At 72.9% G+C, this 25,318-nt stretch carries 27 protein-coding genes; 19 read left to right on the forward strand and 8 right to left on the reverse strand.

Annotation, left to right across the window (positions count from 1 at the left end; all coding sequences use genetic code 11):
- Positions 1 to 110 precede the first annotated feature (110 nt).
- The 6 genes from AE652_RS07920 to hemB all read left to right on the forward strand — a co-directional run bounded on the left by AE652_RS07920 (position 111) and on the right by hemB (position 6,989).
- The gene (locus AE652_RS07920; RefSeq protein ID WP_049650474.1) at positions 111 to 866 is read left to right on the forward strand and encodes a 3'-5' exonuclease; all 756 of its coding nucleotides are present in this window, start codon (positions 111 to 113) and stop codon (positions 864 to 866) included.
- A 107-nt stretch (positions 867 to 973) separates the two neighbouring features.
- Positions 974 to 1,870: a redox-sensing transcriptional repressor Rex gene (locus tag AE652_RS07925; protein ID WP_049650497.1), complete on the forward strand. Its 897-nt coding sequence runs from the start codon at positions 974 to 976 to the stop codon at positions 1,868 to 1,870.
- A gap of 25 nt (positions 1,871 to 1,895) precedes the next feature.
- Entirely contained in the window at positions 1,896 to 3,236 is a 1,341-nt protein-coding gene (locus AE652_RS07930; protein ID WP_049650475.1) for a glutamyl-tRNA reductase, read from the forward strand.
- 41 nt (positions 3,237 to 3,277) lie between these two features.
- Positions 3,278 to 4,285: a hydroxymethylbilane synthase gene (hemC, locus tag AE652_RS07935; RefSeq protein ID WP_049650476.1), complete on the forward strand. Its 1,008-nt coding sequence runs from the start codon at positions 3,278 to 3,280 to the stop codon at positions 4,283 to 4,285.
- Entirely contained in the window at positions 4,282 to 5,934 is a 1,653-nt protein-coding gene (locus AE652_RS07940; protein WP_049650477.1) for a bifunctional uroporphyrinogen-III C-methyltransferase/uroporphyrinogen-III synthase, read from the forward strand. The genes hemC and AE652_RS07940 overlap by 4 nt, the downstream gene beginning before the upstream one ends.
- A 74-nt stretch (positions 5,935 to 6,008) precedes the next feature.
- On the forward strand, positions 6,009 to 6,989 hold the full coding sequence (hemB, locus tag AE652_RS07945) for a porphobilinogen synthase (RefSeq protein ID WP_049650478.1): 981 nt from the start codon (positions 6,009 to 6,011) through the stop codon (positions 6,987 to 6,989).
- Positions 6,990 to 7,076: 87 nt separating this feature from the next.
- Here hemB and AE652_RS07950 read toward each other — a convergent pair whose 3' ends face one another.
- From AE652_RS07950 to AE652_RS07960, 3 genes are all read right to left on the reverse strand, one after another.
- On the reverse strand, positions 7,077 to 7,346 hold the full coding sequence (locus tag AE652_RS07950; protein ID WP_049650479.1) for a hypothetical protein: 270 nt from the start codon (positions 7,344 to 7,346) through the stop codon (positions 7,077 to 7,079).
- Positions 7,347 to 7,537: 191 nt separating this feature from the next.
- The gene (locus AE652_RS07955; RefSeq protein ID WP_049650480.1) at positions 7,538 to 7,882 is read right to left on the reverse strand and encodes a hypothetical protein; all 345 of its coding nucleotides are present in this window, start codon (positions 7,880 to 7,882) and stop codon (positions 7,538 to 7,540) included.
- A gap of 84 nt (positions 7,883 to 7,966) precedes the next feature.
- On the reverse strand, positions 7,967 to 8,311 hold the full coding sequence (locus tag AE652_RS07960) for a hypothetical protein (RefSeq protein ID WP_049650481.1): 345 nt from the start codon (positions 8,309 to 8,311) through the stop codon (positions 7,967 to 7,969).
- A 298-nt stretch (positions 8,312 to 8,609) separates the two neighbouring features.
- On the opposite strand from AE652_RS07960, the gene AE652_RS07965 reads away from it, so the two are divergent.
- The gene (locus tag AE652_RS07965) at positions 8,610 to 9,275 is read left to right on the forward strand and encodes a hypothetical protein (RefSeq protein ID WP_049650482.1); all 666 of its coding nucleotides are present in this window, start codon (positions 8,610 to 8,612) and stop codon (positions 9,273 to 9,275) included.
- Between the two features lie 93 nt (positions 9,276 to 9,368).
- Here the strand turns inward: AE652_RS07965 and AE652_RS07970 are convergent, their stop codons facing one another.
- From AE652_RS07970 to AE652_RS07980, 3 genes are all read right to left on the reverse strand, one after another.
- The gene (locus AE652_RS07970) at positions 9,369 to 9,746 is read right to left on the reverse strand and encodes a hypothetical protein (RefSeq protein WP_147409124.1); all 378 of its coding nucleotides are present in this window, start codon (positions 9,744 to 9,746) and stop codon (positions 9,369 to 9,371) included.
- A 112-nt stretch (positions 9,747 to 9,858) separates the two neighbouring features.
- Positions 9,859 to 10,128, reverse strand: a complete 270-nt coding sequence (locus tag AE652_RS07975; protein WP_049650484.1) for a chaplin — start codon at positions 10,126 to 10,128, stop codon at positions 9,859 to 9,861.
- Between the two features lie 110 nt (positions 10,129 to 10,238).
- Entirely contained in the window at positions 10,239 to 10,481 is a 243-nt protein-coding gene (locus AE652_RS07980; RefSeq protein ID WP_049650485.1) for a chaplin, read from the reverse strand.
- 571 nt (positions 10,482 to 11,052) lie between these two features.
- Between AE652_RS07980 and AE652_RS07985 the strand changes: the two genes are divergently transcribed.
- The 4 genes from AE652_RS07985 to AE652_RS08000 all read left to right on the forward strand — a co-directional run bounded on the left by AE652_RS07985 (position 11,053) and on the right by AE652_RS08000 (position 15,272).
- Entirely contained in the window at positions 11,053 to 11,292 is a 240-nt protein-coding gene (locus AE652_RS07985; RefSeq protein WP_049650486.1) for a chaplin, read from the forward strand.
- A gap of 243 nt (positions 11,293 to 11,535) precedes the next feature.
- Positions 11,536 to 13,209 (forward strand): RICIN domain-containing protein, encoded by a 1,674-nt coding sequence (locus AE652_RS07990; RefSeq protein WP_234348284.1) that lies wholly within the window; start codon positions 11,536 to 11,538, stop codon positions 13,207 to 13,209.
- A 227-nt stretch (positions 13,210 to 13,436) separates the two neighbouring features.
- On the forward strand, positions 13,437 to 14,717 hold the full coding sequence (locus tag AE652_RS07995) for a glycosyltransferase family 39 protein (RefSeq protein WP_049650487.1): 1,281 nt from the start codon (positions 13,437 to 13,439) through the stop codon (positions 14,715 to 14,717).
- Positions 14,718 to 14,780: 63 nt separating this feature from the next.
- Positions 14,781 to 15,272, forward strand: coding sequence for a MarR family winged helix-turn-helix transcriptional regulator (locus AE652_RS08000; protein ID WP_049650488.1), 492 nt, complete (start codon positions 14,781 to 14,783; stop codon positions 15,270 to 15,272).
- 103 nt (positions 15,273 to 15,375) lie between these two features.
- Here the strand turns inward: AE652_RS08000 and AE652_RS08005 are convergent, their stop codons facing one another.
- Entirely contained in the window at positions 15,376 to 15,858 is a 483-nt protein-coding gene (locus AE652_RS08005; protein WP_074004012.1) for a hypothetical protein, read from the reverse strand.
- A 439-nt stretch (positions 15,859 to 16,297) separates the two neighbouring features.
- Between AE652_RS08005 and hemL the strand changes: the two genes are divergently transcribed.
- The 7 genes from hemL to AE652_RS08040 all read left to right on the forward strand — a co-directional run bounded on the left by hemL (position 16,298) and on the right by AE652_RS08040 (position 23,362).
- Positions 16,298 to 17,626, forward strand: a complete 1,329-nt coding sequence (hemL, locus tag AE652_RS08010; protein WP_063780097.1) for a glutamate-1-semialdehyde 2,1-aminomutase — start codon at positions 16,298 to 16,300, stop codon at positions 17,624 to 17,626.
- A gap of 74 nt (positions 17,627 to 17,700) precedes the next feature.
- Positions 17,701 to 18,351: a histidine phosphatase family protein gene (locus AE652_RS08015; RefSeq protein ID WP_049650499.1), complete on the forward strand. Its 651-nt coding sequence runs from the start codon at positions 17,701 to 17,703 to the stop codon at positions 18,349 to 18,351.
- 143 nt (positions 18,352 to 18,494) lie between these two features.
- Positions 18,495 to 19,112 (forward strand): TlpA disulfide reductase family protein, encoded by a 618-nt coding sequence (locus AE652_RS08020; protein ID WP_049650491.1) that lies wholly within the window; start codon positions 18,495 to 18,497, stop codon positions 19,110 to 19,112.
- Positions 19,109 to 19,882 carry a cytochrome c biogenesis CcdA family protein gene (locus AE652_RS08025; RefSeq protein WP_234348286.1) on the forward strand — a complete coding sequence of 258 codons (774 nt, stop codon included), beginning with the start codon at positions 19,109 to 19,111 and terminating at the stop codon, positions 19,880 to 19,882. Before AE652_RS08020 ends, AE652_RS08025 begins: the two co-directional genes overlap by 4 nt.
- Before the next feature lie 2 nt (positions 19,883 to 19,884).
- Positions 19,885 to 21,699, forward strand: a complete 1,815-nt coding sequence (locus tag AE652_RS08030) for a cytochrome c biogenesis protein ResB (RefSeq protein WP_049650492.1) — start codon at positions 19,885 to 19,887, stop codon at positions 21,697 to 21,699.
- 3 nt (positions 21,700 to 21,702) lie between these two features.
- Complete coding sequence (ccsB, locus tag AE652_RS08035) at positions 21,703 to 22,833, forward strand: c-type cytochrome biogenesis protein CcsB (protein WP_049650493.1); 1,131 nt, start codon at positions 21,703 to 21,705, stop codon at positions 22,831 to 22,833.
- Positions 22,834 to 22,975: 142 nt separating this feature from the next.
- A complete protein-coding gene (locus tag AE652_RS08040) occupies positions 22,976 to 23,362 on the forward strand; it encodes a hypothetical protein (protein ID WP_143204614.1) in 387 nt (128 codons plus the stop codon).
- A 16-nt stretch (positions 23,363 to 23,378) separates the two neighbouring features.
- Here the strand turns inward: AE652_RS08040 and AE652_RS08045 are convergent, their stop codons facing one another.
- The gene (locus AE652_RS08045; protein WP_159028391.1) at positions 23,379 to 24,548 is read right to left on the reverse strand and encodes a ScbA/BarX family gamma-butyrolactone biosynthesis protein; all 1,170 of its coding nucleotides are present in this window, start codon (positions 24,546 to 24,548) and stop codon (positions 23,379 to 23,381) included.
- Between the two features lie 348 nt (positions 24,549 to 24,896).
- On the opposite strand from AE652_RS08045, the gene AE652_RS08050 reads away from it, so the two are divergent.
- Positions 24,897 to 25,318 (forward strand): helix-turn-helix domain-containing protein (locus AE652_RS08050; RefSeq protein ID WP_049650496.1); only part of this gene is annotated, 422 nt, incomplete at its 3' end.

Raw genomic sequence — 25,318 nt, forward strand, 5'->3', positions numbered from 1 at the left:
CCGAATCGTTGCCAAAGACACTCCGTTCCGGCTTGGGACGGGGCGGGTTGGTCGGCTTACGATCGAACGCGTTTGCGCCCGTGGGGGGCTGAGCACACGAGGAGTGCGCCATGCTTCCCGGTCCTGTCCCTGGGGCCCCCGGAGCCCCGGAGTTCCGGACGGCCCCCCGGGGCTTCGCCGTGGTGGACGTGGAGGCGACCGGCCGCAGCCCGTGGCGGCACCGGGTGGTCGAGGTCGCGGTGGTGCTGCTCGACGAGCGGCTCCGCCCCGAGGGGGAGTTCGCCACCCTGCTGGACCCGCTGGGCCCGGTCGGCCCGACCCATGTGCACCGGATACGCCAGTGCGACGTCGAGGGCGCCCCGCGCTTCCGCGAGATCGCCCCGTGGCTGCTGGAGCTGCTGGCCGGCCGGGTGCTGGTCGGTCACCACGTCAGCTGCGACCACGCGTTCCTGGATCGCGAGTTCGCCCGGATCGGGGTGCCGCTGCCGCCCGTCCCGCTGCTGTGCACGATGCGGCTGGCCCGCGCCCACCTGCCGGAGGCCCGGAGCCACGGCCTGGCGGCCTGCGTGGAGGCGGCGGACCTCGGCTGGTACCCGGCGCACACCGCGCTGGGCGACGCCCGGGTGACCGCCGAGCTGCTGCGGTACTGCCTGGACGCCCCGTCCTGTCCGCCGGACGACTGGACCGGCCCGCTGCGGGAGGCCGCCCGGCTGCCCTGGCCCCGGCTCGGCCGGGCCCGTTCCCGCCCGTCCGGTGCCGCCGTCCCGCTGCTGCGCCGGGAGGCGTCGTACGGCCCGTGGCTGCCCGATTCCCAGGCCCCGGAGGTCGTGCTGACCCAGGCCGGTGCTATGCGTTCGATGGCGTGATGCGCATCACTGTGCGGGGACAAAACGGACACCATCTTTGTGCACACGTTCACAAACACATAGCCTGGCTGCCTAAGCCCAGCTTCACCCACAGGAGCACCGTGGCAATCGGCCGATCACCACAGAGCAGTTCGCAGACGCCCGACCAGGGCGCCGCGCGCCGACCCTCGCGTGCCCGGGGCATCCCGGAGGCGACGGTCGCCCGCCTGCCCCTCTATCTGCGGGCCCTCACCGCGCTCTCCGAGCGCTCGGTGCCGACCGTCTCCTCCGAGGAGCTGGCCGCCGCCGCCGGCGTGAACTCGGCCAAGCTGCGCAAGGACTTCTCCTACCTCGGCTCCTACGGCACCCGCGGCGTCGGCTACGACGTCGAGTACCTCGTCTACCAGATCTCCCGCGAGCTCGGTCTGACCCAGGACTGGCCGGTCGTCATCGTCGGCATCGGGAACCTCGGCCACGCGCTCGCCAACTACGGCGGGTTCGCCTCCCGAGGCTTCCGGGTGGCCGCCCTGTTGGACGCCGATCCCCACGTGGTCGGTTCCACCGCGGCCGGGCTGCCGGTGCGGCACATGGACGAGCTGGAGTCGATCGTCGAGAGCCAGCACGTCTCCATCGGCGTGATCACCACCCCGCCCGGCGCCGCCCAGCAGGTGTGCGACCGGCTGGTGGAGGCCGGCGTCACCAGCATCCTGAACTTCGCCCCGACCGTGCTGTCCGTCCCGGACGGCGTGGACGTGCGCAAGGTGGACCTCTCCATCGAGCTCCAGATCCTGGCCTTCCACGAGCAGCGCAAGGCCGGCGAGGAGCCGGACGACCGCGCCGAGTCGGTGCTGGACCGCGCCCCCGGTCCGGTCCGGGCGGCCGCCGCCAAGCTGCGCCGCGCGGCCGGCGGCAGCGGCAAGGGCCGGGGCGCCGCCGAGCCGGCGGCCAAGGACCAGGCCGAGCAGGCCAAGGGAAAGTCCGCCAAGGGCGGCGACGGGGATCTCTCCGCGGTGATGCCCGCATGAACACCGAGAGCTGTGGGGGGCGGGCATGAGCCTTCTCGTCGTAGGGCTGAGCCATCGCACGGCCCCGGTCGGGGTACTGGAGCGCGCCGCGCTGACCGGTGACGTGCCGACCCGGCTGCTGCACGACGCGGCCGCCACCGCGACGGTCGGCGAGGCCGCGCTGCTGAACACCTGCAACCGGATCGAGCTGTACGCGGACGTGGACAAGTTCCACGCCGGCGTCGCCGAGCTGTCGCTGCTGCTGGCCCACCACAGCGGGGTGGACCTGGAGGAGCTGACCTCCCACCTGTACGTCCACTACGAGGACCGCGCCGTCCACCACCTCTTCTCGGTGGCCTGCGGCCTGGACTCGATGGTCGTCGGCGAGGGCCAGATCCTCGGCCAGCTGCGCGACGCGCTGGCCAAGGCCCAGGAGGAGCACACCGCCGGGCGCGGCCTGAACGAGCTGTTCCAGCAGGCGCTGCGGGTCGGCAAGCGGGCGCACAGCGAGACCGGCATCGACAAGGCCGGCCAGTCGCTGGTCACCTTCGGCCTGGAGCAGGTCGCGGCGGGCGCGGGCGAGATCGCCGGCAAGCGCGCGCTGGTGGTCGGCGCCGGCTCGATGAGCTCGCTGGCCGCCGCCACCCTGGTCCGCTCCGGCGTGACCGACCTGCTGATCGCCAACCGGACCCCGGCCCGGGCCGAGCGGCTGGTCGAGATCCTCGGCCCGGACGTGGCCCGGGTGCTGGACCTCGCCAAGGTGCCGGAGGCGCTCGCCGACGTGGACCTGGTGATCTCCTGCACCGGCGCGGCCGGTGTGGTGGTCCGGGCCGAGGACGTGGCCGCCGCCGTCGCCTCCCGCAGGTCCCCCGAGCCGCTCGCCCTGCTGGACCTGGCCATGCCGCGCGACGTCGACCACGCCGTGCACGAGCTGCCCGGCGCCCTGCTGGTCGACCTGGAGAGCCTCTCCCACGCGCACGCCGCCAGCCCCGGCGCCGGCGACGTCGACCAGGTGACCCGGATCGTCTCCGACGAGGTGTCGGCCTTCGGCGCCGCCCAGCGGGCCGCCCGGATCGCGCCGACCGTGGTCGCGCTGCGCTCGATGGCCTCCGACGTGGTCGCCGCCGAGCTCGGCCGGCTGGACTCCCGGCTGCCCGACCTGGACGAGCGCTCGCGCGCCGAGATCACCCAGACCGTCCGCCGCGTCGTCGACAAGCTGCTGCACGCCCCGACCGTCCGGGTGAAGCAGCTGGCCGCCGAGCCCGGCGGCGCCTCCTACGCGGAGGCGCTGCGGGAACTGTTCGACCTCGACCCGGCTGCCGTGCACGCCGTGTCGGGCACGCCCGTCGGCGGCGCGCCCCAGCCCTCGGCCGGGGGCACCAGATGAACCGTCAGCCATCCCACGAGTACCACCGGGACGATCACCTCATGAATGGTCAACCGATCACGGAGCAGCCCTCGGCCACCGCGGCCCTGCGGCTCGGCACCCGGCGCAGCGCCCTCGCCATGGCGCAGTCGGGCATGGTGGCCCGCGAGGTGACCAGGGTCACCGGGCGCCCCGTCGAGCTGGTCGAGATCACCACGTACGGCGACACCTCCCGGGAGTCGCTGGCCCAGATCGGCGGCACCGGCGTGTTCGTCTCCGCGCTGCGCGACGCGCTGCTGGAGGGCCGGATCGACTTCGCCGTGCACTCGCTCAAGGACCTGCCCACCGCCGCCCCCGAGGGCCTGGCGCTGGCCGCCGTCCCCGAGCGCGAGGACGTCCGGGACGCCCTGGTCGCCGCCGAGGGCCTGGCCCTGGAGGAGCTGGTCGAGAAGCTCGCCGGCGCCGGCCGCCCGGCCCGGATCGGCACCGGTTCGCCGCGCCGGATGGCGCAGCTGAACGCCTGGGCCAGGGCCCGCGGCGCCCAGCTGGAGACCGTCGCGATCCGCGGCAACGTGGACACCCGGATCGGCTTCGTGACCAGCGGCGAGCTGGACGCGGTGGTGCTGGCGACGGCCGGCCTGAACCGGCTCGGCCGCAGCGCCGAGATATCCCAGCACCTCGACACCGAGGTGATGATCCCGGCCCCCGGCCAGGGTGCGCTCGCGATCGAGTGCACCACCGCCGACGAGGAGCTGACCGCCGCGCTCGCCGCGCTGGACCACGCCCCCACCCGGGTCGCCGTGGCCGCCGAGCGCGCCCTGCTGGCCACCCTGGAGGCCGGCTGCTCGGCACCGGTGGCCGCGCTGGCCACCTGGGGCCGGGAGAACGAACTGCGGCTGGACGGCGTGGTCGGCGACCCCGACGGAACCGCCCTGCTGAAGATGTCCGCCAACGGTCCGATCGTCCTCGACGAGACCGCCGAGCAGCGGGCGGCGGCCCTCGGCCGCACGCTGGCTGACCGGCTGCTCGCCGCGGGCGCGGCCGCCCTGATGGGGGAGCGAGCCCGATGAGCCCCACCACCGCCGCCACCGACGCCCTGTTCCCGGCGGGACAGCCCGCCACCGGACGGTGCACCTTCCTGGGCGCGGGCCCCGGGGACCCGGGGCTGCTGACCCTGCGCGCGGTCGAGGTGCTGTCCACCGCCGACGTGCTGGTCGCCGACCCGCTGACCGCCGCCGCCGTGCGCAGCCACTGTCCGGCCGGCGTGCAGGTGCACGCCCCCGCCGCCGAGGGCGCCGACTTCGACCTGGCCAAGGTGGTCGCCGAGGCCGTCCGCTCCGGCAAGCACGTGGTGCGCACCGTCGACGGCGACCCCGGCCTGGACGGCTGCGCCGCCGAGGAGATGCTCAGCTGCGCGGGCGACGGGATCCCGTTCGAGGTGATCCCGGGTGTCGCCCAGTCGGTCGGCGTCCCGGCGTACGCGGGTGTCCCGCTGCGCGCCGGTTCCGGCACCGACGTGCGCTTCGTGGACGGCGCCGCGCTGCTGGCCGGCAGCCCGGTCGACCTGGGCGCGCCGGAGACCACCCTGGTGGTCCGCACCACCCTGGGCCAGCTGCCCGCCACCGCCGCCGCGCTGGTCGCGGGCGGCCGCAAGCCGGAGTCGGCGCTGAGCGCCACGCTCTCCGGCACCACCACCCGCCAGCGGACCTTCACCTCCTCGCTGTCCGGCATCGCGGCGGACCTGAAGGCCGCCCGGGTGCTGCCCTCGCCGGTCTCCGCCCCGGTCGACCCGGCCACCTCGGTGATAGCCGTGGTGGGCGAGCAGGTCGCCCACCGGGCCTCGCACTCGTGGTTCGAGACCAAGCCGCTGTTCGGCTGGAACGTCCTCGTGCCGCGTACCAAGGAGCAGGCCACCGGCCTGTCCGAGCAGCTGCGCTCGTACGGCGCGGTGCCGCAGGAGGTGCCGACCATCGCGGTCGAGCCGCCGCGCACCCCGCAGCAGATGGAGCGGGCCATCAAGGGCCTGGTCACCGGCCGCTACGAGTGGATCGCCTTCACCTCGGTGAACGCGGTGCGCGCCGTCCGGGAGAAGTTCGAGGAGTACGGCCTGGACGCCCGCGCGTTCGCCGGGATCAAGGTCGCGGCGGTCGGCGAGACCACCGCGCAGGCCCTGGTGGACTTCGGCGTGAAGCCGGACCTGGTGCCCTCCGGCGAGCAGTCCGCGGCCGGGCTGCTGGAGGACTGGCCGCCGTACGACCCGGTCTTCGACCCGATCGACCGGGTGCTGCTGCCGCGCGCCGACATCGCCACCGAGACCCTGGTGGCCGGCTTGGTCGAGCTGGGCTGGGAGGTCGACGACGTGACGGCGTACCGGACGGTGCGCGCCTCGCCGCCGCCGGCCGAGACCCGCGAGGCGATCAAGGGCGGCGGCTTCGACGCGGTGCTGTTCACCTCGTCCTCGACCGTCCGGAACCTGGTCGGCATCGCGGGCAAGCCGCACAACGTCACGGTCATCGCCTGCATCGGCCCGGCGACCGCCAAGACCGCCGAGGAGCACGGCCTGCGGGTCGACGTGATGGCCCCGGCGCCGTCGGCGGCCGCGCTGGCCCAGGCGCTGGCGGACTTCGGTGCCAAGCGCCGGGACACCGCGACGGCCGCCGGTGAGCCGGTCTACCGGCCCAGCGAGCGCCGCCCCGGCTCGCGTCGCAAGGCCCGCTGAGGATTCTTAACTATGCTGCCGGGGGCGGCCGTTCGTCGCCCCCGGCACTGCACAACCGTTCGGAGAGAGAAGCCGTGTCCGCTGAATTCCCGTACGTTCGCCCCCGTCGGCTGCGCCAGAGCCCGGCGATGCGCCGGCTGGTGGCCGAGACCCGGCTGCACCCGGCGGAGCTGATCCTGCCGCTGTTCGTCCGCGAGGGCGTCAGCGAGCCCGTCCCGGTGACGTCGATGCCGGGCGTGGTCCAGCACACCCGGGACACCCTGCGCAAGGCCGCGGTGGAGGCGGCCGAGGCGGGCCTGGGCGGCCTCATGCTGTTCGGCGTCCCGCAGGTGCAGGACGCCGTCGGCAGCGAGGGCACCAACCCGGACGGCATCCTCCAGCAGGCGATCCGGGACGTGGTCTCCGAGGTCGGCGACTCCCTGGTGGTCATGTCGGACCTCTGCCTGGACGAGTACACCGACCACGGCCACTGCGGCGTGCTGGCCGCCGACGGCAGCGTCGACAACGACGCCACCCTGGAGCGCTACGCCGAGATGGCCCGGGTGCAGGCCGACGCCGGCGTCCACCTGGTCGGCCCGTCCGGCATGATGGACGGCCAGATCGCCGTGGTCCGGCGGGCGCTGGACGAGGCCGGGCACCAGGACGTGGGCATCCTCGCCTACACCGCCAAGTACGCCTCGGCCTTCTACGGCCCGTTCCGCGAGGCCGTCGGCTCCTCGCTCAAGGGCGACCGCAAGTCCTACCAGCAGGACCCGGCCAACGCCCGCGAGGCGCTGCGCGAGCTGGAGCAGGACCTCGCCGAGGGCGCCGACATGGTGATGGTCAAGCCGGCCATGGCCTACCTGGACATCCTGCGCCAGGTCGCCGACGCCTCCCCGGTGCCGGTCTCCGCGTACCAGGTGTCCGGCGAGTACGCGATGGTCGAGGCGGCCGCCGCGAACGGCTGGATCGACCGGGAGCGGATGATCATGGAGACGCTCACCTCGATCCGCCGCGCGGGCGCCGAGCAGATCCTCACCTACTGGGCCCTCGAAGCCGCCGCGATGCTCAAGTAGCGGACCCCGTACGGCGGAAGGCCGGGCCGCTCCCGTGGGGGAGCGGCCCGGCCTTCCCGGTTCCCGCTAGGCCGTGTCCGGCAGGCCTCAGAAGCCCACGTCGCCGGCGTGCCCGAAGCCCGCGCCGCCGCCGACCAGGTCGGTCGAGGTGGCGGCGCCGCCACCGAAGCCGCCGGCGGCGGTGTCCCCGGCATGGGCGAGGCCGAAGCCCCCGCCGGCCAGGAACGGCTGGTCGGCGGAGGCGACGAGCTCGCCGCCGCCGACGAAGCCCACGTGGGCGAAGGCCGGGGTGGCGGCACCGGCGAGCGCCAGTGCGGCGGCGGCGGTCAGGGCGGCCTTGGCCAGCTTGCTCTTCATGGAACTGCCCTCTCTCTGGGAGCGCCCCCACGGGCGCTCTGACACGTGTTCACATCCGGCGGTCCGGACCGGCCCGCCGCTCACCCGGCCGGACCGCGCTGCGGCGGTCGGCCGGACACTTTGTCCGCACAGCCCGGAGGGCCCGGGGAGGTGTTCCTCCCCGGGCCCTCCGACCGTGCCGTGCCCCGTGATCAGCCGATCAGGTGCGAGACACCCGCGTCGCCCGTGGACTGGGTGTTCTGGCCGACGTTGCAGATCTGCTTCGGCTGGTTGTTCAGGACCGGGACCTCGACCGGAACCGCGATGCCGATGACGGCGACCGCGATGTTGTGGACCTCCGGCAGGCAGATGTTCGGGTTGTCCAGGAAGTGGCTGTTCGGGCTGCCGTTGCCGGCGGTGCCGGTGTGGTTGGTGCCGCCGTTGCCCTGGACGGAGGTGGCGGCGCCGTCCGAGTCGACGATGGCGGAGGCCGAGCCGGCGGACATCGCGAGGGCGGCGGCGGCCAGGCCGGCGGCGGCGAGGGACTTCTTGATCATTTCTGGTTTTCCTCTCGGGGTGAATCGGGGGGCGATTCGAAGGTGGAACAGCGGGTGGTGCAGGGAGATCAGGGCGGCGACCGATCAGCCGATCAGGTGGGACACGCCGCCGTCGCCCTGGCTCTGGGTGCCCTGGCCGACGGTGCAGTACTGCCGACCGCCGTTGTTGGCGATCGGGACCTCGACCGGGACTGCCACACCGAGCACGCCGACGGCGATGTTGTGGATCTCCGGCAGGCAGATGTTCGGGTTGTCCAGGAAGTGGAAGTTCGGGCTGTTGTTCCCGACCGTGCCCGTGAAGTTGGTGCCGCCGTTGCCCTCGATCGAGGCGGCGGCGCCGTCCGCGTCACCGATGGCCGAGGCCGGGCCGGCGGCACCGGCCAGCGCGGCGACGGCCAGGCCGGCGGCGGCGAAGGACTTCTGGATCATGGGAGATCCCTCTCTGAAATGCTCTTTGGATTCCTTGCGTACGGCGCTGAGAACGCTCAGACCCGGTCGGCAGTCACTGACGTTCAGATCAAAGAATGACGGCACGGAAGGTTACGGGGATTCTGGAAAAGAGTCCCGGAGGCGCGACGGTCAACGGAATCCGGTCGGATTATTAAGCCGAACCGGTTAACGGCCGCAATCCGAGCTCCCGGTCACTCGTTGAGCAGAACGCTTTCCGGCTGCGCCCCCGCAGCCGCTCCCAGTGATCCCCAGTACGGACAGCAGAACGGTGAAAAGCATGAAGTTCTCCAAGCGGGCCGGCGTGATGCTGCTGGCGGTCGGTGCCGGTGTGCTCGCCTCCCAGGGGGCGGCCTCTGCCGCCGCCCCGATCGGCCCCGACCAGGTGGGCGCCCTGGAGGACTCGCTGGCCACCCAGCAGGTCCCCGCGGACATCCCGCTCGCCCCACTGGGCAGCCGCCTCACGGCCGGCATCCCGACCTCGCTGCTCATGCCGCCGGCGCCCGGCCGGACCACCAGCTCCGACGGGGCGCTGCTCCCGGAGCAGATCGTCCCCCAGCTGACCACCGGCAAGGTGGGCCCGAGCGCCAAGGCCGAGCTGCCGCTCCCGCTGGTCGACCAGGGCGCCGACCTCGGCAAGGTGCTGCTGGACGCCCCGGCCGCCCCGCTGCACGCCAAGACCCCCGGGCTCACCCTCGGGCAGCCGCTCTCGCTCGCCCGGGACGGCGCCGGCCAGCTCGCCGACGGCCGGCTGAAGGTGGACGAGATCGACCCGCGGCTGGTCTCCGGCGCGGTGCAGGTGATCCCCGGGGCCAAGGCCAGCCTCGGCGGCGACGACAGCCGGCTCTCCCTCACCGACACGGCGGGCGCCCTGGCCGGGACCACCACCACGACCGCCACCACCGTGGTGGGGCAGACCGGCCTGACCGACCTGACCCAGCTCTGACCCGGCTCTGACCCCGGGATCCCATCCGGTACGAGAGCCCGGCACCCCGGCCGCGCGGCGGGATGCCGGGCTCTCGCGCGCCCGGTAGGGTGCTCAGCCCGGCAGGACGCCGGTCAGCCCGCCGACCAGCGGGAGGTCCTTGACGCCGCCGCCGGCGCTCAGCGGGCCGGTGAGCGTCCCGGTGCCGATCGCGGGCAGGCCCTGGTCCGGCTGGAGGGCCGCGCCGTTGTTGAGGAAGTCGGCCGAGGAGTTCGCCCACGGGTCCAGCCGCAGGCTCTTGATCGGCGCGACGCCGTAGCCGAGGCCGGTGGTCGTCCCGCCCAGCGCCTGGCCGAGGTCGGTCTTGGTCAGCTTGGCCGGGCCGGCCGGGGCCTCGCCCGGGGCGGTGGCGGCCTGCGCCGAACCGGCGCCGAGCAGCACCGCGGCACCCACGGCGGCGGCCAGGCCGGCCGCGCTCTTCTTCGAAACCATCGTGATCACCCTTCGGTGGATCGGAGGTACCGGACGGTTGTCCGGAGACGCCGAACTGCCCCCCGGCCGACTGGTCGGGGGGCAGGACGGCCGGTACGCGTGCCGATCGGGATCAGCAGTCGTCCGCGGGCTGCGGGACGGCCTCGACGTTGGCGCAGGCGTTGCCGAAGGCCGGGTTCAGCAGGCCGATGACGTTGATGCTGTTGCCGCACAGGTTGATCGGCACGTGCACCGGGATCTGGATCTGGTTGCCCGAGACGACACCGGGGGAGTTGGCGGCCACGCCCTCGGCGCCGGCGCTGGCGGCGGCGGAGCCCGCCGCGCCCAGCACCAGGCCGGCTGCGGCGGCGGAGAGGACGGCGGCCTTCTTCATGTTCTGCATGGGGGGTTGATCTCCTCGATCACACACGGGTGGAGCGTGCCGCGCCCCGGCGCTGCGGGGCACGGCACGGGCTCGGTGAATCAGCTGTCGCCGACGTGGCGACCGCGGGTTCAGCCGACGTTGGCGCACTGGTTGCCGAAGGCCGGGTTCAGCAGGCCGATGATGTCGATGCTGTTGCCGCACAGGTTGATCGGGATGTGGATCGGGATCTGGATCTGGTTGCCGGAGAGCACACCGGGGGAACCGGCGGCGACGCCCTCGGCGCCGGAGCTGGCGACCGCACCGCCGGCGGCGCCGAGCACCAGGCCGCTCGCGGCCAGCGACAGGACGGCGGCCTTCTTGAAGTTGCGCATGTCATTCCTCCGATTTCTGCCCGACGGAAGGGAAATGTCGGGAGTCGGGCGAGCACGAATACTCACCCGAAGGCTGTAGGGATTTCCGTGATTGTCACTCGGGCGGCGCACACCGGCGTGTTCCGCCCATGGCTCGGGCGTGGCCGCGGCGGCCGTGTCGCGATGCCCCGCGAAGCGATTCCCGCACGGCCGGGAAAGGCTTCAGACAAAGGCGCGACGGTTGGAATTCCGGTCAGGCGTTCCGGCGCGGATTGCCGGACGCCGGGTAGGGGAGGCCCGCCGCGCCGACCGAGCCGCCGGTGGCCGCGATGCCGACGACGGCGTGGGCGTGCTTGCGCATGGGCGGTACTCGATTCGTGCGTAGGGGCCGGTGGAGACCGGGTTCCGTCAGGGAGAACGAGGCACCGCGGGCGGGGAAACGGTCGGACCCTCCGATCACCCGAATGCCCGGTCCGCGGCGCCGTTGGGCCGGATGGGTGACAGTGCGGGGAGCGTCGCAACCGGTCCGGTGGGGTCTCGTTCTAGATGTCGCACTCCCCGTGCATATCTGTCGAACAGTCAGGAGGCTCGTATGAGCATCAAGAAGACCGCCGCTGTCGGCGCGGCCGTGGTGGGCATCGTTGCCACCGGCGCCGGTACCGCGATGGCCAGCTCCGGCGCCCAGGGCGTTGCCGCCGGTTCCCCCGGTGTCATCTCGGGCAACCAGATCCAGGTCCCGGTGCACGTTCCGGTCAACGTCTGCGGCAACACCATCGACATCATCGGCCTGCTGAACCCGGCCTTCGGCAACAAGTGCGCCAACGTGGGCTGAGCCCGCACCCGGTTCGGCCGGTGCGAGCCGCCGTTCCGCGCTTCCCTCCTGGGGCGTGGGGCGGCGGCTCTTCGTCGTGCCGGGGCGGCGACGCCCCGTCAGTTCCCGGTGGTGTCACAAGCCTTGTTGCGTTACTTGTCAGTACCTAGAATGCGAGACCTGCTCACCTTTTCTGCTCCTCTCTTGCTCCGCGCCGCTCGGCGCCCCGCCCGGGCGGCCCCCCACCCCCGCAAGGAGACGCGTGTGACCAGGTCCCCACGGTCGGCGGCGCGGCGGACACGCACCGGGTCCTCCCGGTGCGCCGCACTGCTCGCCACCGGAACCCTCCTCGCCACCCTCGGCCTGGCCGGCGCCCCCGCCGCCCTGGCCGACCCCGCCCCGGCCGCGCCCGCGGCCACCCGACCGGCCGCGGTCGTCGCCCTCGGCGACAGCGCCATCTCCGGGGAGGGCGCCGGCACCGACACCAACGACGGTTACTTCCCGGAGACGGACAGCCCCACCAACTACTGCCACCGCCACCCCAAGTCGGAGATCTTCGTCACCGACATCCCCGGGGTCACCCCGATCGACCTCGCCTGCTCCGGCGCCCAGACCGGCGACCTGGTCAGCGACCCGGAGCTGGCGAAGGTCACCGGCCCCGGCAGCGGCGACTTCGGCGAGCCCAAGCAGGACGTCAAGCTGGCCGACACGGCGGCGAAGTACGACGTCAAGATGGTCGTCGTCACGATCGGCGCCAACGACGACTTCGACTTCAGCGGCATCATGATGCACTGCCTCGCGCAGTACTTCCCGATCCCCAAGGACCAGGGCTGCCGGGACACCATCGGCAGCGACGAGATCCGCCGGCGCGCCAAGGGCGTCCAGCCCAAGGTGGTCGCGGCGCTCCAGAACATCCGTCAGACCATGCGCCGGGCCGGCTACGCCGACTCCTCGTACCAGCTGGTCTACCAGTCGTACTTCAACCCGATCACCCCGGACATCCGGCGCAACGACTACCTCGGCAAGGTCGCCGACGGCTGCCCGGCCTTTCCCGAGGACCTCGCCTGGGGCCACAACTGGGTGGTGCCGACGCTCAGCGACGCGCTGCGCGGCGCGGCCGAGCAGGTGCCCGGCGTCCGGTACCTCGACCAGCGGCGGGTCGCCTTCGGCCACGAGGTCTGCGCGGAGTGGACGAGCTCCCCGTACGAGTACACCAACGGGGACGTCATCAACCTCTCCGAGTGGGTGCGCAACGGCTGCGACTCGCAGATCGGCATCCCCGGGCTGTGCATGAACATGGTCCGCCAGTCGTACCACCTGCGGGTGGCCGGCTACCGCGGCGAGGGCGTCTGCCTCGGCCAGTTCTACGCCCGGCCCGAGCTGGCGCAGGCGTACTGCACCCTCAACCAGCAGAACACCACCTCGATCCAGCCGCTCACACCCGGACAGCCGTTCGGCGACGTCCCCGAGGACGGCGCCTGGTACCAGCTGACCAACGCGGCCAGCGGCAACGCGCTCGACCTCACCGGCGGCGGCAGCTACGGCGACTCGACCAACGGCCGGGCCGCGATCACCTATCCGGCCACCGGCGGGCTCAACCAGTCCTTCGTCCTGGAGGCGAAGGCCGGCGGCAGCTACGAGCTCGACTTCAGCGGCAACCGGAACATGTGCCTGGACGCCAACGCCGCCTCCACCGCCCCCGGCACCCGGATCCAGCAGTGGGGCTGCACCGGCGGCGGCAACCAGCACTGGGTGTTCAAGCCGGCCGGCAACGGCCGCTACAAGATCGCCGACTCCCAGGACCAGGGCAAGGTCCTGGCCGCCGGCGCCACCCTCGACGCCAAGGGCAACCCGTACGTCGAACTCGCCGCCGACACCGGCGCCGCCGACCAGCTCTGGCAGCTCACCAAGCTCGGCATCGTCTACGTCCACGGCTGATCCGCCCCGCACGTCCTGAGGCCCCGGCCGCCGCCGCCCCCACCCGGGCGGCGGCGGCCGCGTGCACGACCGGGCCGGTGTGGTGCTCGGCACGGGTGGCGTGGTGCTGCGCGCCGGTCCGGAGGGCGCCAGGGGCCGTCGGTTCGGGGTCGTGCCGTAGGCTCACGGGAAAATCGTTGCGCCGGAGCCGCGCGGACCACGAGCGGGGCGGGGAGTACCCAGACCAGATGAGCACGGCATCGAGCACCGAGTCGTCCAGCACCCAGCCCGGAGCGCCCGGGGCGGCGCCCGCGGAGGCCCCCGAGGAACGGACGGGCCCGGCGTCCGGACGGTTCGGGGCACTGGTGGACCGCTTCGCGCCCGCGCTGGGCGCGTACGCGGTGGTCAAGGCCATCGGCCTGACCGTCTTCCTGCTGCTGCTCTCGCACACCGGCGACTACCTGAAGAAGCAGCCGGGCCGCGGCGGCGGCGCCCACGCCTGGGACGTGCTGGGCACCTGGGACGGCATCTGGTACCAGCGGATCGCCGAGAACGGGTACAACCCGCAGCTGATCCCGCTGCACGGCTTCCCGCTGGCCACCTACTACGAGAACTCGGCCGCCTTCTTCCCGCTCTACCCCTGGCTGATGCGGCTGGTCGGCGCCGTCACCGGGCTCGGCCCGTACGGCTCCGGGATCGTCGTCTCGGTGATCGCCTCGCTGGTCGCCGCGGCCGGGATCTTCGCCGTCGCCGAGCGGCTGGGCGGCTTCCGAGCGGGCGTGATCGCCGCGGTGCTCTGGGGCCTGTTCCCGGGCTCCGGCGTGGAGTGGGCGGTCTACTCGGACTCGCTGTTCGTCGCGCTGTCCGCCTGGGCCTGCTACTGCGTGATGACCCGCCGCTGGGTGGCGGCCGGCCTGCTGGCGCTGGTGGCGGGCCTCAACCGGCCGACCGCCGCCGCGCTGATCGCCGCCGTCTCGATCGCCGCGCTGGTCGCGCTGGTCCGCCGCACCGACGGGGTGGCCCGCCCGCTGACCGCGATGCTGATCACCCCGTGGGGCCTGATCGGCTACGTCGCCTGGGTCGGCTGGAAGATGGGCGACTGGGGCGGCTACTTCAAGCTCCAGCAGGGCGCCTGGAACCGCTACTTCGACGGCGGCGCCTCCACCCTGCGCACGATCATGGACGTGATCACCGGCCACTGGGACTTCTGGCAGTCCAACCCCGTCCCGGACCTGATCGCGATCGCCCTGCTGATCGCCCTGCCCGGCTTGCTGGTGCTGCTCTGGCGCACCCGGCCGCCGCTGGTGCTGTGGGTCTACACCGCGCTCACCATCATCACCGCGCTGAGCAGCAACCAGATCTTCGGCAACATCTCGCGCTACCTGCTGCCCGCCTTCCCACTCTGCATCGGCCTGGCGGTGGCGCTGCGCAAGCTGCGGACCTCCTCGCTGGCCGGGCTGCTGGCCATGCCGGTCCTCGCGGCGGGCTGGTACGCGGGCTATGCGCTGTTCGAGTTGGGCATCCCGTAGACCCGGCGTTGGTTGGCAACGGGATCATCCGGCAGCAGACGGGCCGTTGCTAACCTCGGACGTATGACGACGACCCCGCCGCCCGTGCGCCAGATCCGCGACATCTCCGGGCTGATGGACCACGCGAGCCACGTGCTGGCCACCCGGATGGCGGCCGCCTTCACCGAGCTCGGGATCACCCCGCGCGCCTACTGCGTGCTGTTCCACGCGCGGGCGGGCGAGCGCACCCAGATCCAGCTGGCCGAGCTGGCGGACCTGGACAAGACGACCATGGTGGTCACCGTCGACGAACTGGAGAAGGCGGGCCTGGCCGAGCGCCGTCCGTCCGCGACGGACCGGCGGGCCCGGATCGTCTCGGTCACCGAGGCGGGCGAGCGGGCCGTGGTGCGGGGCAGCGCGATCGCCGACCGGGTGCACCGCGAGCTGCTGGAGTCGCTGCCGCAGCCCGAGCGCGAGGTGTTCCTCTCGGCCCTGACCCACCTGGTGGACGGCCACCTCGCGGAGCCCGTCGAGGTCGAACGCACCGTCCGCCGCGCCCGCCGTTCCCGGGGATAGTCGCCGGAACCGACCGTCCGTCAACTCGCTTGAATGCGACCGGTGTTCGAAGGGTCAGTCTGGGTCCGGCCCGCGTTCGAACGGCGGACCGGACCCCGGGGTGCTACGGCCAGACCAGGCAGTACAGCTGGTGCCCGGCCTCGTGCAGCCGGTTGGCGAAGTCCTGCCACTCGTGCAGCATGCTGTAGATCACGAACGCGTCCCGCGGCCCGCGCCGGTCCGGCACGGTGGACCAGATGAAGGCGGCGGCGCCGAGCTCGGTCTCGTCGGCCTTGCGCAGCGGCTCGACGACGTTGTGGGGGAGCTGGACGACGGCGTAGTCGGGGTGCAGCACCACCAGTTCCAGCGGCGGCACCTGGTGCAGCGGGACGCCCTGGATGCCGGTGAGCACCATGGCGCTCATCGTCTCCGGTTTGATCTTGGTGGAGAGGTGGCCGGTGGGGGAGCCGCTGGTCTCCATCAGGTCGCCGAGGCGGCCCAGTGCGCCGAGCTCGCCGGCCTCCAGGCCGAGCCCGCCCGGCCCGAGGGCGGTGGGGACTCTGGCGGCCGTCGCGCGGTCCGGGGCTCCGAAGTACTTGTAGGTCACCCCCACGCGTCCCTCACCCCGCCTCTCACCGCCGCGACGACCACGACCCGTACCCGCTCCCGTACCCCCGCGTGCGGTCTCGGCGGGCCTGCGGGAGCCCCCCGCGGCCTCGTCGTAACCGTCCTGCGCCTCGGACACTCGGACCATCCTCACCGGAATTCGCCGGAATCGACAGACCCCCGCACGTCCGGTGCCCACCGGACGTGCTCCTTACCCGTCATGCGCCGCCGTACCCATTCGCGGTACGCGGCAGTCCTCTCCACACCCCTGCACACAGACCGGAGGTCCTGTGCACTCTGTGTACACAGTCTGACTGGTCCCCGGTCCGGTGAAGTCAGCGGCCCCTGCTGTACGGACAACCGTACAGACAACGGTGCCCGGATCATCGTTCCAGATGATCGGGTCGGACATGCAGAGCGTGAGGACACGATTTGAGACCATGTCTTTTGTGAGCTACCCCTACGAAGCCCCCCAGTCCCAGTCGCTGTTCGACCGCGCCTCCGTGGTGACGCCCGGCGGCGTCAACTCCCCGGTGCGCGCCTTCCGCGCGGTCGGCGGCACGCCGCGCTTCATGGTGTCCGGCACCGGTCCCTACCTCACCGACGCCGACGGCCGCGAGTACGTCGACCTGGTGTGCTCGTGGGGTCCGATGATCCTCGGCCACGCGCACCCCGCGGTGATCGACGCCGTCCAGCGGGCCGTCTCCCGCGGCACCTCCTTCGGCACCCCCGGCGAGGGCGAGGTCGAGCTGGCCGAGGAGATCGTCGCCCGGGTCGCCCCGGTCGAGCAGGTCCGCCTGGTCTCCTCCGGCACCGAGGCCACCATGTCCGCGATCCGGCTGGCCCGCGGCTTCACCGGCCGCGCGAAGGTGGTGAAGTTCGCCGGCTGCTACCACGGTCACGTGGACGCGCTGCTGGCCGCCGCCGGTTCCGGCGTCGCCACCTTCGGCCTGCCGGACACCCCGGGCGTCACCGGCGCCCAGGCCGGCGACACCATCGTGCTGCCGTACAACGACCTGGCCGCCGTCGAGCAGGCGTTCGCCGCCCACCCGGGCGAGATCGCCTGCGTGATCACCGAGGCCTCGCCCGGCAACATGGGCGTCGTCCCGCCGCTGCCCGGCTTCAACGGCGGCCTGGCCCGGCTCTGCCGGGAGAACGGCGCGCTGTTCATCTCCGACGAGGTGATGACCGGCTTCCGCGTCTCCAAGGCCGGCTGGTACGGCCTGGAGGCGGCGCACGAGGGCTGGGCGCCGGACCTGCTGACCTTCGGCAAGGTCATGGGCGGCGGCTTCCCGGCCGCGGCCTTCGGCGGCCGCGCCGACGTGATGGCGCACCTGGCCCCGGCCGGCCCGGTCTACCAGGCGGGCACCCTGTCCGGGAACCCGGTCGCCACCGCGGCGGGCCTGGCCCAGCTGCGCGGCTGCACCGACGAGGCGTACGCGACGGTGGACAAGGTCGCCGCCGAGGTCTCCGGCCTGGTCGCCGACGCGCTCGCCAAGGAGGGCGTCGCGCACCGGCTGCAGACCGCCGGGAACATGTTCTCGGTGTTCTTCACCGAGGCCCCGGTCACCAACTATGACGAGGCCAGGACCCAGGAGGCGTACCGTTTCACCGCCTTCTTCCACGCGATGCTGGCCGAGGGCGTCTACCTGCCGCCGTCCGCCTTCGAGTCCTGGTTCGTCTCGGCGGCCCACGACGAGCGGGCGATCGAGCGGATCGCCGCCGCCCTGCCGGCCGCCGCGCGCGCCGCTGCCGCCGCCACGGCCTGACCGCCGCGGCCCGTACCCCGATTCCCAGGAGTAGTCGAGAAGTGAGCGCGAAAGAGATCACCGTCGTCCACGTGATGCGGCACGGCGAGGTGCACAACCCGGAGGGCGTCCTGTACGGGCGCCTGCCGGACTACCACCTGTCCGAGCTGGGCCGGAAGATGGCCGAGCGGGTCGCCGAGGACCTGGCCGACCGGGACGTCACCCACGTGGTGGCCTCCCCGCTGGAGCGGGCCCAGGAGACCGCCGCGCCGATCGCCGAGGCGCACGGCCTGGACATCGCGGTGGACGCGCGGCTGATCGAGGCGGAGAACGTCTTCGAGGGCAAGACCTTCGGGGTCGGCGACGGTTCGCTGCGGAACCCGGGCTACTGGAAGTACCTCACCAACCCGTTCAAGCCGTCCTGGGGCGAGCCGTACCTCGACCAGGCGGTGCGGATGATGGGCGCGATCGGCGCGGCCCGGGACGCCGCGCGCGGGCACGAGGCGGTCTGCGTCAGCCACCAGCTGCCGATCTGGATCCTCCGCTCCTTCGCCGAGCGCCGCCGGCTCTGGCACGACCCGCGCAACCGGCAGTGCTCGCTGGCCTCGCTGACCAGCTTCACCTTCGAGGGCGACCGGATCGTCTCGGTCGGCTACCGCGAGCCGGCCCGCGACCTGCTGCCCGCGCACCTGGTGGGCAAGGGCCGCAAGGGCGACAAGCCGGTGGGCAAGAGCTTCGGCGCCTAGCCTCCCGTAAGCGGCGTGTAAGTATGACTTCGGGTCACCCGGCGACTGCCGGGTGACCCGATTTCGTCGCAGGTCAGAAGGGGTGCGACGCGCAAGGGAGGACCCCGGCGAACCGGCCCGGAACTCCATGCGAAACTTTTCACATGTCTGCCATGACGCGCCCCCGTCCCCGTGTCGCCGCAGCAGCCGCCGCCACCGTCGCCGCCGCTGCGCTCGCCCTCACCGGCTGTTCCTCCTCGGGCTCGTCGGGCGGCGGCGAGGGCCAGGTCGGCTTCGTCACGGTCAAGGGCACCAACCTGTCGAAGGCGGACGCCGGGAAGCGCGGGGACGCGCCGGACATCTCCGGGGACACCCTGGAGGGCACCCCGGCCAAGCTCTCCGACTACCGGGGCAAGGTCGTCGTGCTGAACGTCTGGGGCTCCTGGTGCGGCCCGTGCCGGGCCGAGGCCAAGAGCCTCCAGAACGTCTCGGAGAAGTACAAGGACCAGGGCGTCCAGTTCCTCGGCATCAACACCCGGGACACCGAGAAGCAGAACGCCGTCCGCTTCGAGCAGGAGCAGGGCGTCACCTACCCGAGCCTCTTCGACCCGGCCGGCACCCAGCTGCTCAAGTTCCCCAAGGGCAGCCTCAACCCGCAGTCCATCCCGACCACCCTGATCGTCGACCGGGACGGCAAGCTGGCCGCCCGCGCCGTCGGCGGCACCACCGAGGACGCGCTGGAGTCGATCCTCCAGCCGGTGGTCGCGGAGCAGAAGCAGTGAGCCTGCCGCAACAACTCGCCGACAACACCGGGACCCTCCAGAGCGGAGCGCTGCTGGTCGCCGCGCCGATCGCGCTGGCGGCCGGACTGGTGTCGTTCTTCTCGCCCTGCGTGCTGCCGCTCGTCCCCGGCTACCTGTCGTACGTGACCGGCTTCTCCGCCGCCGACCTCGCGGACGCGCGCGGCGCGCGGCGCGGCCGGATGCTGCTCGGGGCGACGCTGTTCATCCTCGGCTTCACCGCCGTGTTCGTCTCGGGCGGGGCACTGTTCGGGCAGTTCGGCGACACCCTCCAGGAGCACAAGCGGGTCATCTCGATCGTGCTCGGGGCGGTGACGATCGTGATGGGCCTCGCCTTCATGGGCCTCGTCCCCGGTCTGAGCATGCGCGAGGTGCGCTCCCACCGCCGGCCGTCGGTCGGCCTGCTCGGCGCGCCGCTGCTGGGCGTGGTCTTCGGCGTCGGCTGGACCCCCTGCATCGGCCCGACCCTGGCGACCGTCCAGAACCTCGCCCTGAACCAGGCCGACGCCGCGCGCGGCGCCCTGCTGATGACCTTCTACTGCCTGGGCCTCGGCGTACCGTTCATCGTGGCCGCGCTGGCCTTCCGCCGGGCGCTGGGCGCCTTCGGCTGGGTCAAGCGGCACTACCCGCTCGTCATGAGGATCGGCGGCGGCATGCTCGTCGCGGTCGGTCTGCTGCTCGTCACCGGGATCTGGGACTCGATGCTGAGCCAGCTGCAGTCCTGGACCGCCGACTTCCAGATCGGAATCTGACCGTGAGCAACACCACGACCGAGACCGAGCAGCCCCCGGCGCCGGACGACGTCGCCGCCGAGCGGCTCAGCACCGCGCCGGTCGAGTCCGACGGACCGACCGGCATAGGGGCGTTCGGCTGGGCGCGCTGGATGTGGCGCCAGCTGACCTCGATGCGGGTCGCCCTGATCCTGCTCTTCCTGCTGTCGCTGGCCGCCATCCCCGGCTCGCTGATCCCGCAGTACCAGAACGGCCAGGGCCAGCTGAAGGTCGAGGCCTGGAAGGCGCAGCACGCCACGGTCGCGCCGATCTACGAGAAGCTCCAGCTGTTCGACGTCTACAGCTCGGTCTGGTTCTCCGCGATCTACATCCTGCTGTTCGTGTCGCTGGCCGGCTGCATCGTCCCGCGCACCTGGCAGTTCGTCGGCGTGCTGCGCTCCCAGCCGCCGGCCGCGCCGCGCAACCTGACCCGGATGCCGGTCCACGCGGCCTGGCGCACCGAGGCGGACGCCGACGCGGTGAACGCCGCCGCGCACCGGCTGCTGCGCAAGCGGGGCTTCCGCGCCCACCTGTCCGGCGGCGCGGTGGCGGCCGAGAAGGGCTACCTGCGCGAGGTCGGCAACCTGCTGTTCCACCTGTCGCTGTTCGCGCTGCTCGGCGGCTTCGCCTGGGCCAGCCTGGCCTCGGGCACCGGCGGCAAGCTGATGGTCCAGGGCGAGGGCTACTCCAACACCATCACCCAGCTCGACGACTTCAACGGCACCCGGTTCTACGGCAACCAGGACCTCGACCCCTTCTACCTGAAGCTGGACAGCTTCACCTCGAAGTTCCAGACCAAGGGCGACCAGATCGGCGCCGCCCGGCAGTTCACCGCGAACGTCGAGTACTACGAGGGCAGCGACCAGTCGAAGCTGAGGAAGTCGACGATCGAGGTCAACCACCCGCTGGAGATCGGCGGCAGCAAGGTCTACCTGATCGGCCACGGCTACGCCCCGTTCGTCAGCGTCAAGAACGGCAAGGGCGAGGTCGTCTACCGCGGCGCCGTCCCGTTCCTGCCGCAGGACGGCAACCTGACCTCCACCGGTGTCGTGAAGGTCTCCGACTACGGCGTGGGCCCCGACGGCAACAAGACCCAGATGGGCTTCTCCGGCTTCTTCCTGCCGACCGCCCCGCTGAGCTTCGAGGGCACCGGCCCGGTCTCGCTGTTCCCCGGTGACGCCGAGCCCGAACTCGTGCTGAACGCCTTCGCCGGCGACCTCGGCACCGACTCCGGCCTGCCGCAGAACGTCTACCAGCTCAACACCCGCAAGCTCACCCAGCTCACCCAGGACGGCCAGCCGGCCAAGGCCCGGCTCAAGCCCGGCCAGGCCTGGGACCTGCCCGACGGCTACGGCTCGGTGACCTTCGAGGGCTACAAGCAGTGGGCCAGCTTCAACATCTCGCACCGTCCGGGCAACGCGATCGCCCTGAGCGGCGGCGTGCTCGCGATCCTCGGCCTGATCGGCTCGCTGTTCATCCAGCGCCGCCGGATCTGGGTGCGGGCGGTCGCCCTGCCGGGCGGCGGCACCCAGGTGGAGCTGGCCGGCCTGGCCCGCAGCGAGTCGGCGAAGATCGCCGAGGAGCTGGCGGAGCTCGCGGTCGACCTCCAGGACGACGCTCCCGCCTCCGAGGACGAGGAGGACGACGTCCCGGCCCCCGAAGGTGAGGACGGCACCCCGGCCTCCGCGGACGAGGACGCCGACACCGAAACGGACGTACCCGAGGAGACCGGGACCCCCACAGTCCCGGCGGCCTCCCCGGAACCCGCAGTCCCTGCCGACCAGAACTCCAAGGAGTAGACGGTGCATCTCGCCTCGGCGGTCGACCCACAGCTGGCCGACCTCTCCAACAAGCTGATCTATTCGGCGATGGTGGTCTACACCCTCGCCATGTTCGCCCACATGATCGAGTGGACCTTCGGCAGCAAGGGCGCCGTCGCCGTCCGCTCGACCGAACAGGCGGGCAGCCTGGGCGAGACCGTCGCCGCGGCGGACAAGAAGGCCGCGAAGAAGGTCACCGTCACGGTGGCCGGGGCCGGCGGCGGCACCACGACGCTCACCCGCACCGCGATCGCGGGCGAGGGCGCGACGGTGGTCACCACCGGGCGCGGCGCCGAGGAGGAGGACGGCCCGGGCGCGGCCGGCACAAGCGTGCGGGCCGACCTGGCCGGCCGGATCGCCGTCTCGCTCACCGTGCTGGCGCTGGCGCTGCACGGCGGCGGCATCATCACCCGCGGCCTGTCGGTCTCCCGCTGGCCGTGGGGCAACATGTACGAGTTCTCCTGCGCCTTCGCCTTCGCGATGACGGCCGCGTACCTGGTGCTGCTGGCCGCGAAGAAGAAGGTCCGCTGGCTCGGCCTGCCGGTCGTCCTCGCGGTGCTGCTGACCCTCGGCATCGCCACCACGGTGCTGTACACCGACTCCGAGCAGCTCGTCCCGGCGCTGCACTCGCCGTGGCTGGCGATCCACGTCTCCACCGCGATCTTCTGCGGCGGCGCCTTCTACGCGGCGTTCATCGCCACGCTGCTGTACCTCGGCAAGGAGTCCTTCGAGAAGCGGACGGCGGCCGGCCTCACCACCGGCCCGCTGGGCACCTCGGCCTCGATCTGGCGCCGGCTGCCCGCCGCGTCCACCTTCGACAAGCTGTCCTACCGGATCAACGCCCTGGTCTTCCCGCTGTGGACGTTCACCATCATCGCGGGCGCGATCTGGGCCGAGGCGGCCTGGGGCAAGTACTGGGAGTGGGACCCGAAGGAGACCTGGTCGTTCATCACCTGGGTCGCCTACGCCTGCTACCTGCACGCCCGTGCGACGGCCGGCTGGAAGGGCCGCAAGGCCGCCTACCTGGCGCTGGCGGCGTTCGCCTGCTGGCTCTTCAACTACTACGGGGTGAACATCTTCGTCACCGGAAAGCACTCCTACGCGGGGATCTGACCGGGGCACACGATCACCCACCGGCCCGGCTCTCTCCCACAGGTAGCCGGGCCGATGTGTGAAACGGGGTAGTGCGCGCCGGCCGCCGGCCGGTGCGAGAGGGAACTGAGGAGGAAATCGCGCAATGGAGTGCGACGAGGTCATGCTGACCGTCCGAATCACCGCCGCCGAGCGCACGCTGCTCCGCAGGCTCGCCCAGGGACACCGGAGCGACGTGTCGGAGGTGGTGTCCGACGCGCTGCTGGACATCATCCCGACGCTCAGCGCGCCGGGGGACGCCTACCGGTTGCTGGGGGCGCTGGCCGTGCCCGCGCCGTGCGCCCTGACGGTGTGGCTGCCGACCCCGCTGGCCGATCTGCTGGTGCCGGGCGCGGCCCGGATCGCGCAGATCACCGACGTCCGGGTCGAGTCGGCCAGCGCGGCCCTGGGCGCGGCGCTGCGGCTCTGGCTGTCCCAGGACCCGGTCCGGCTGGCGACCAACCTCAGCGTGATGCACGCGGGCCGGCCGGCCGCCCTGGTGGCCGCCTGACGGGCCCGGGGCGTCCCTAACTCGCCAGCGGCAGCCGGGCGCCCCCGAGGCCCGGCAGGGGAGGGCCGGGTACGGCGGGGCCCGGGACGGCGGGGCGGCCGTCGTAGGCGTCCCGCCGGACCGGCACTCTCGGGCCCTCGGCCGGTCCGTCCACCGGCACGGTGAGCAGCAGGCACTCGGCCGCCGTCCGGCCGTCCTGGAGCAGCTCGACCCGTACCGCGAGCCGCCCGTCCGCCGCGGCCGGCCCGGGGGCCGGTTCGGGGGCGGCCCGGACGAAGCAGGGCCGGTCCAGCTCGATGTAGTGGTCGAAGGAGGTCACCAGCTCGACCGGGACCACCGGCTCGGGGTGGCGCAGCCGCTGGGCGGCCTGCCGGGCGGCCTCCAGCACCAGCATCCCGGGCACGTGGTCCAGCTCGTGGTCGAACAGCACCGGGTGGGTGGCGTCGGCGCGCAGCAGCCAGGTGTCCGGCGCCAGGGTCGGGCTGAGCACCACGTCCGCGGGCTGTGCGCGGCCGACCAGCTCGGGCGCGGCGGGTGCCGGCGGGCGCGGTGGGAGGGTGCGCCGCGCGGGGCCGCGCAGCCGGGCGTACGAGGCGGGGGAGACCACCCGCAGCCGTCCGCTGCCGCGGCCGATCGGCCGGCCGTCCCGGGTGACGTCGACGCAGACCCGGAGCGAGGCGAGCTCGCCGTGCCGCATCCGGACGTCCTCGCAGCCGACGGCCAGCATCAGTGAGGCGGGGCCGGCGGTGACGGCGAGGCCCGGCAGGCCGGTCCCGTCGAGCGAGTAGGAGAGGTCCTCCATCATGAAGTGGTGGCCGCGCGGCACCCCGAACCCGGCGTGGCCGATCAGCAGCCCGGTCTGCCGGATCGTTTCGGCCAGCAGCACCGGGTCGTGGTAGCGGTCCCCGGGCAGCCGGTAGAAGCCGTGCAGCCGGGGCCACTGGGCGCCGAGCAGGAAGTCGTACGGGCCGGTGGCCTGCCAGCCGGTGAGGAACACCTCGGACACCGAGGCGCGGTGCACCAGGTGCCGGGAGACGGTCCGGTCGTGGAAGTCGTAGCCGGTGGCGGGGCCGTGGTGGAAGTCGTAGCCGGTGGTGGGGCCGTCGTCGAACCCGAAGCCGCCGGCGCTGCCCGGGCCGGGGTGGGCGTACGGATCGTGCGGGTCCGGCTCTACGATCGATGGCATGACGGGCCCCCGCTTCAGGGTGTCGGTCGGAGCGGCCGCCACGGCCGTCCGAGCAAAACATACATACCACCCGGTTTGTGTTCGGCGGCTGGGGTGCCCAGGCCGAGCGCTCCGGCCCGGCCACGCTACCTGCCCCCTGGGCTGCGGGAATGCCCGTTCGGGAGGCCTCGGACCATCGGTGGGGGGCCGTCCCCGCTGGACGGCGGGGGCGAAGCAAGCGCTAGATTAGATACCAACCATGCGGTTTCGGAGGGTGCCGTCCGCATGCGAGCGCCGCCCCCGCAGGGGCCGTGCCGACAGCAGCCGGGTGGGGCGGGGATCGCGCCCGGCCGAGTCCGGAGGGGGCCAGTGGTCAAGCAGGAGCGGGCTGGGCGGACCCGGCGGGCCGTACTGCTCGCCGCCGCGGAGACCTTCGCGCGGGTGGGCTTCGAGGCCGCCAGCCTGGTCGACATCAGCCGCCGGGCCGGGGTGAGCAAGGGGGCCCTCTACTTCCACTTCGTGTCCAAGCAGGCCCTCGCCGACGGGGTGCGCCGCGCCTCCGGGCGGGAGGTCGGCTCGGCCGCGCTGCGCGCGCTGCGGGCCGACGGCCCGGCCCTCCAGGGGCTGATCGACTTCTCGCACGAGCTGGCCCGGATGCTGCGCGAGGACGTGGTGGTGCGGGCCGGCGTCCGGCTCGGCCGCCAGGGCCCGCGCCGGGACGGCGCCCAGGAGGGGCCGGACGGCCCGCCCGTGGCCTCCGACGTCGCCTGGCGCAGCCTCACCGCCGTCGT

The sequence above is a fragment of the Kitasatospora sp. MY 5-36 genome, assembly GCF_001182915.1.
Taxonomy (GTDB): domain Bacteria; phylum Actinomycetota; class Actinomycetes; order Streptomycetales; family Streptomycetaceae; genus Kitasatospora.

Excerpts from the sequence above, each read along its gene's own strand:
- AE652_RS07930 (WP_049650475.1), top strand. The coding sequence starts at position 1,896 with ATGAGCCTTCTCGTCGTAGGGCTGAGCCATCGCACGGCCCCGGTCGGG.
- AE652_RS07985 (WP_049650486.1), top strand. The coding sequence starts at position 11,053 with ATGAGCATCAAGAAGACCGCCGCTGTCGGCGCGGCCGTGGTGGGCATC.
- AE652_RS07920 (WP_049650474.1), top strand. The coding sequence starts at position 111 with ATGCTTCCCGGTCCTGTCCCTGGGGCCCCCGGAGCCCCGGAGTTCCGG.
- AE652_RS07950 (WP_049650479.1), bottom strand. The coding sequence starts at position 7,346 with ATGAAGAGCAAGCTGGCCAAGGCCGCCCTGACCGCCGCCGCCGCACTG.
- AE652_RS07980 (WP_049650485.1), bottom strand. The coding sequence starts at position 10,481 with ATGCGCAACTTCAAGAAGGCCGCCGTCCTGTCGCTGGCCGCGAGCGGC.
- AE652_RS07975 (WP_049650484.1), bottom strand. The coding sequence starts at position 10,128 with ATGCAGAACATGAAGAAGGCCGCCGTCCTCTCCGCCGCCGCAGCCGGC.
- hemC (WP_049650476.1), top strand. The coding sequence starts at position 3,278 with ATGAATGGTCAACCGATCACGGAGCAGCCCTCGGCCACCGCGGCCCTG.
- AE652_RS08015 (WP_049650499.1), top strand. The coding sequence starts at position 17,701 with ATGCGGCACGGCGAGGTGCACAACCCGGAGGGCGTCCTGTACGGGCGC.
- AE652_RS08020 (WP_049650491.1), top strand. The coding sequence starts at position 18,495 with ATGTCTGCCATGACGCGCCCCCGTCCCCGTGTCGCCGCAGCAGCCGCC.
- AE652_RS07940 (WP_049650477.1), top strand. The coding sequence starts at position 4,282 with ATGAGCCCCACCACCGCCGCCACCGACGCCCTGTTCCCGGCGGGACAG.
- AE652_RS07960 (WP_049650481.1), bottom strand. The coding sequence starts at position 8,311 with ATGATCCAGAAGTCCTTCGCCGCCGCCGGCCTGGCCGTCGCCGCGCTG.
- AE652_RS07995 (WP_049650487.1), top strand. The coding sequence starts at position 13,437 with ATGAGCACGGCATCGAGCACCGAGTCGTCCAGCACCCAGCCCGGAGCG.
- AE652_RS08040 (WP_143204614.1), top strand. The coding sequence starts at position 22,976 with ATGCTGACCGTCCGAATCACCGCCGCCGAGCGCACGCTGCTCCGCAGG.
- AE652_RS07955 (WP_049650480.1), bottom strand. The coding sequence starts at position 7,882 with ATGATCAAGAAGTCCCTCGCCGCCGCCGGCCTGGCCGCCGCCGCCCTC.
- AE652_RS08045 (WP_159028391.1), bottom strand. The coding sequence starts at position 24,548 with ATGCCATCGATCGTAGAGCCGGACCCGCACGATCCGTACGCCCACCCC.
- AE652_RS07970 (WP_147409124.1), bottom strand. The coding sequence starts at position 9,746 with ATGGTTTCGAAGAAGAGCGCGGCCGGCCTGGCCGCCGCCGTGGGTGCC.
- AE652_RS08000 (WP_049650488.1), top strand. The coding sequence starts at position 14,781 with ATGACGACGACCCCGCCGCCCGTGCGCCAGATCCGCGACATCTCCGGG.
- hemL (WP_063780097.1), top strand. The coding sequence starts at position 16,298 with ATGTCTTTTGTGAGCTACCCCTACGAAGCCCCCCAGTCCCAGTCGCTG.
- AE652_RS07965 (WP_049650482.1), top strand. The coding sequence starts at position 8,610 with ATGAAGTTCTCCAAGCGGGCCGGCGTGATGCTGCTGGCGGTCGGTGCC.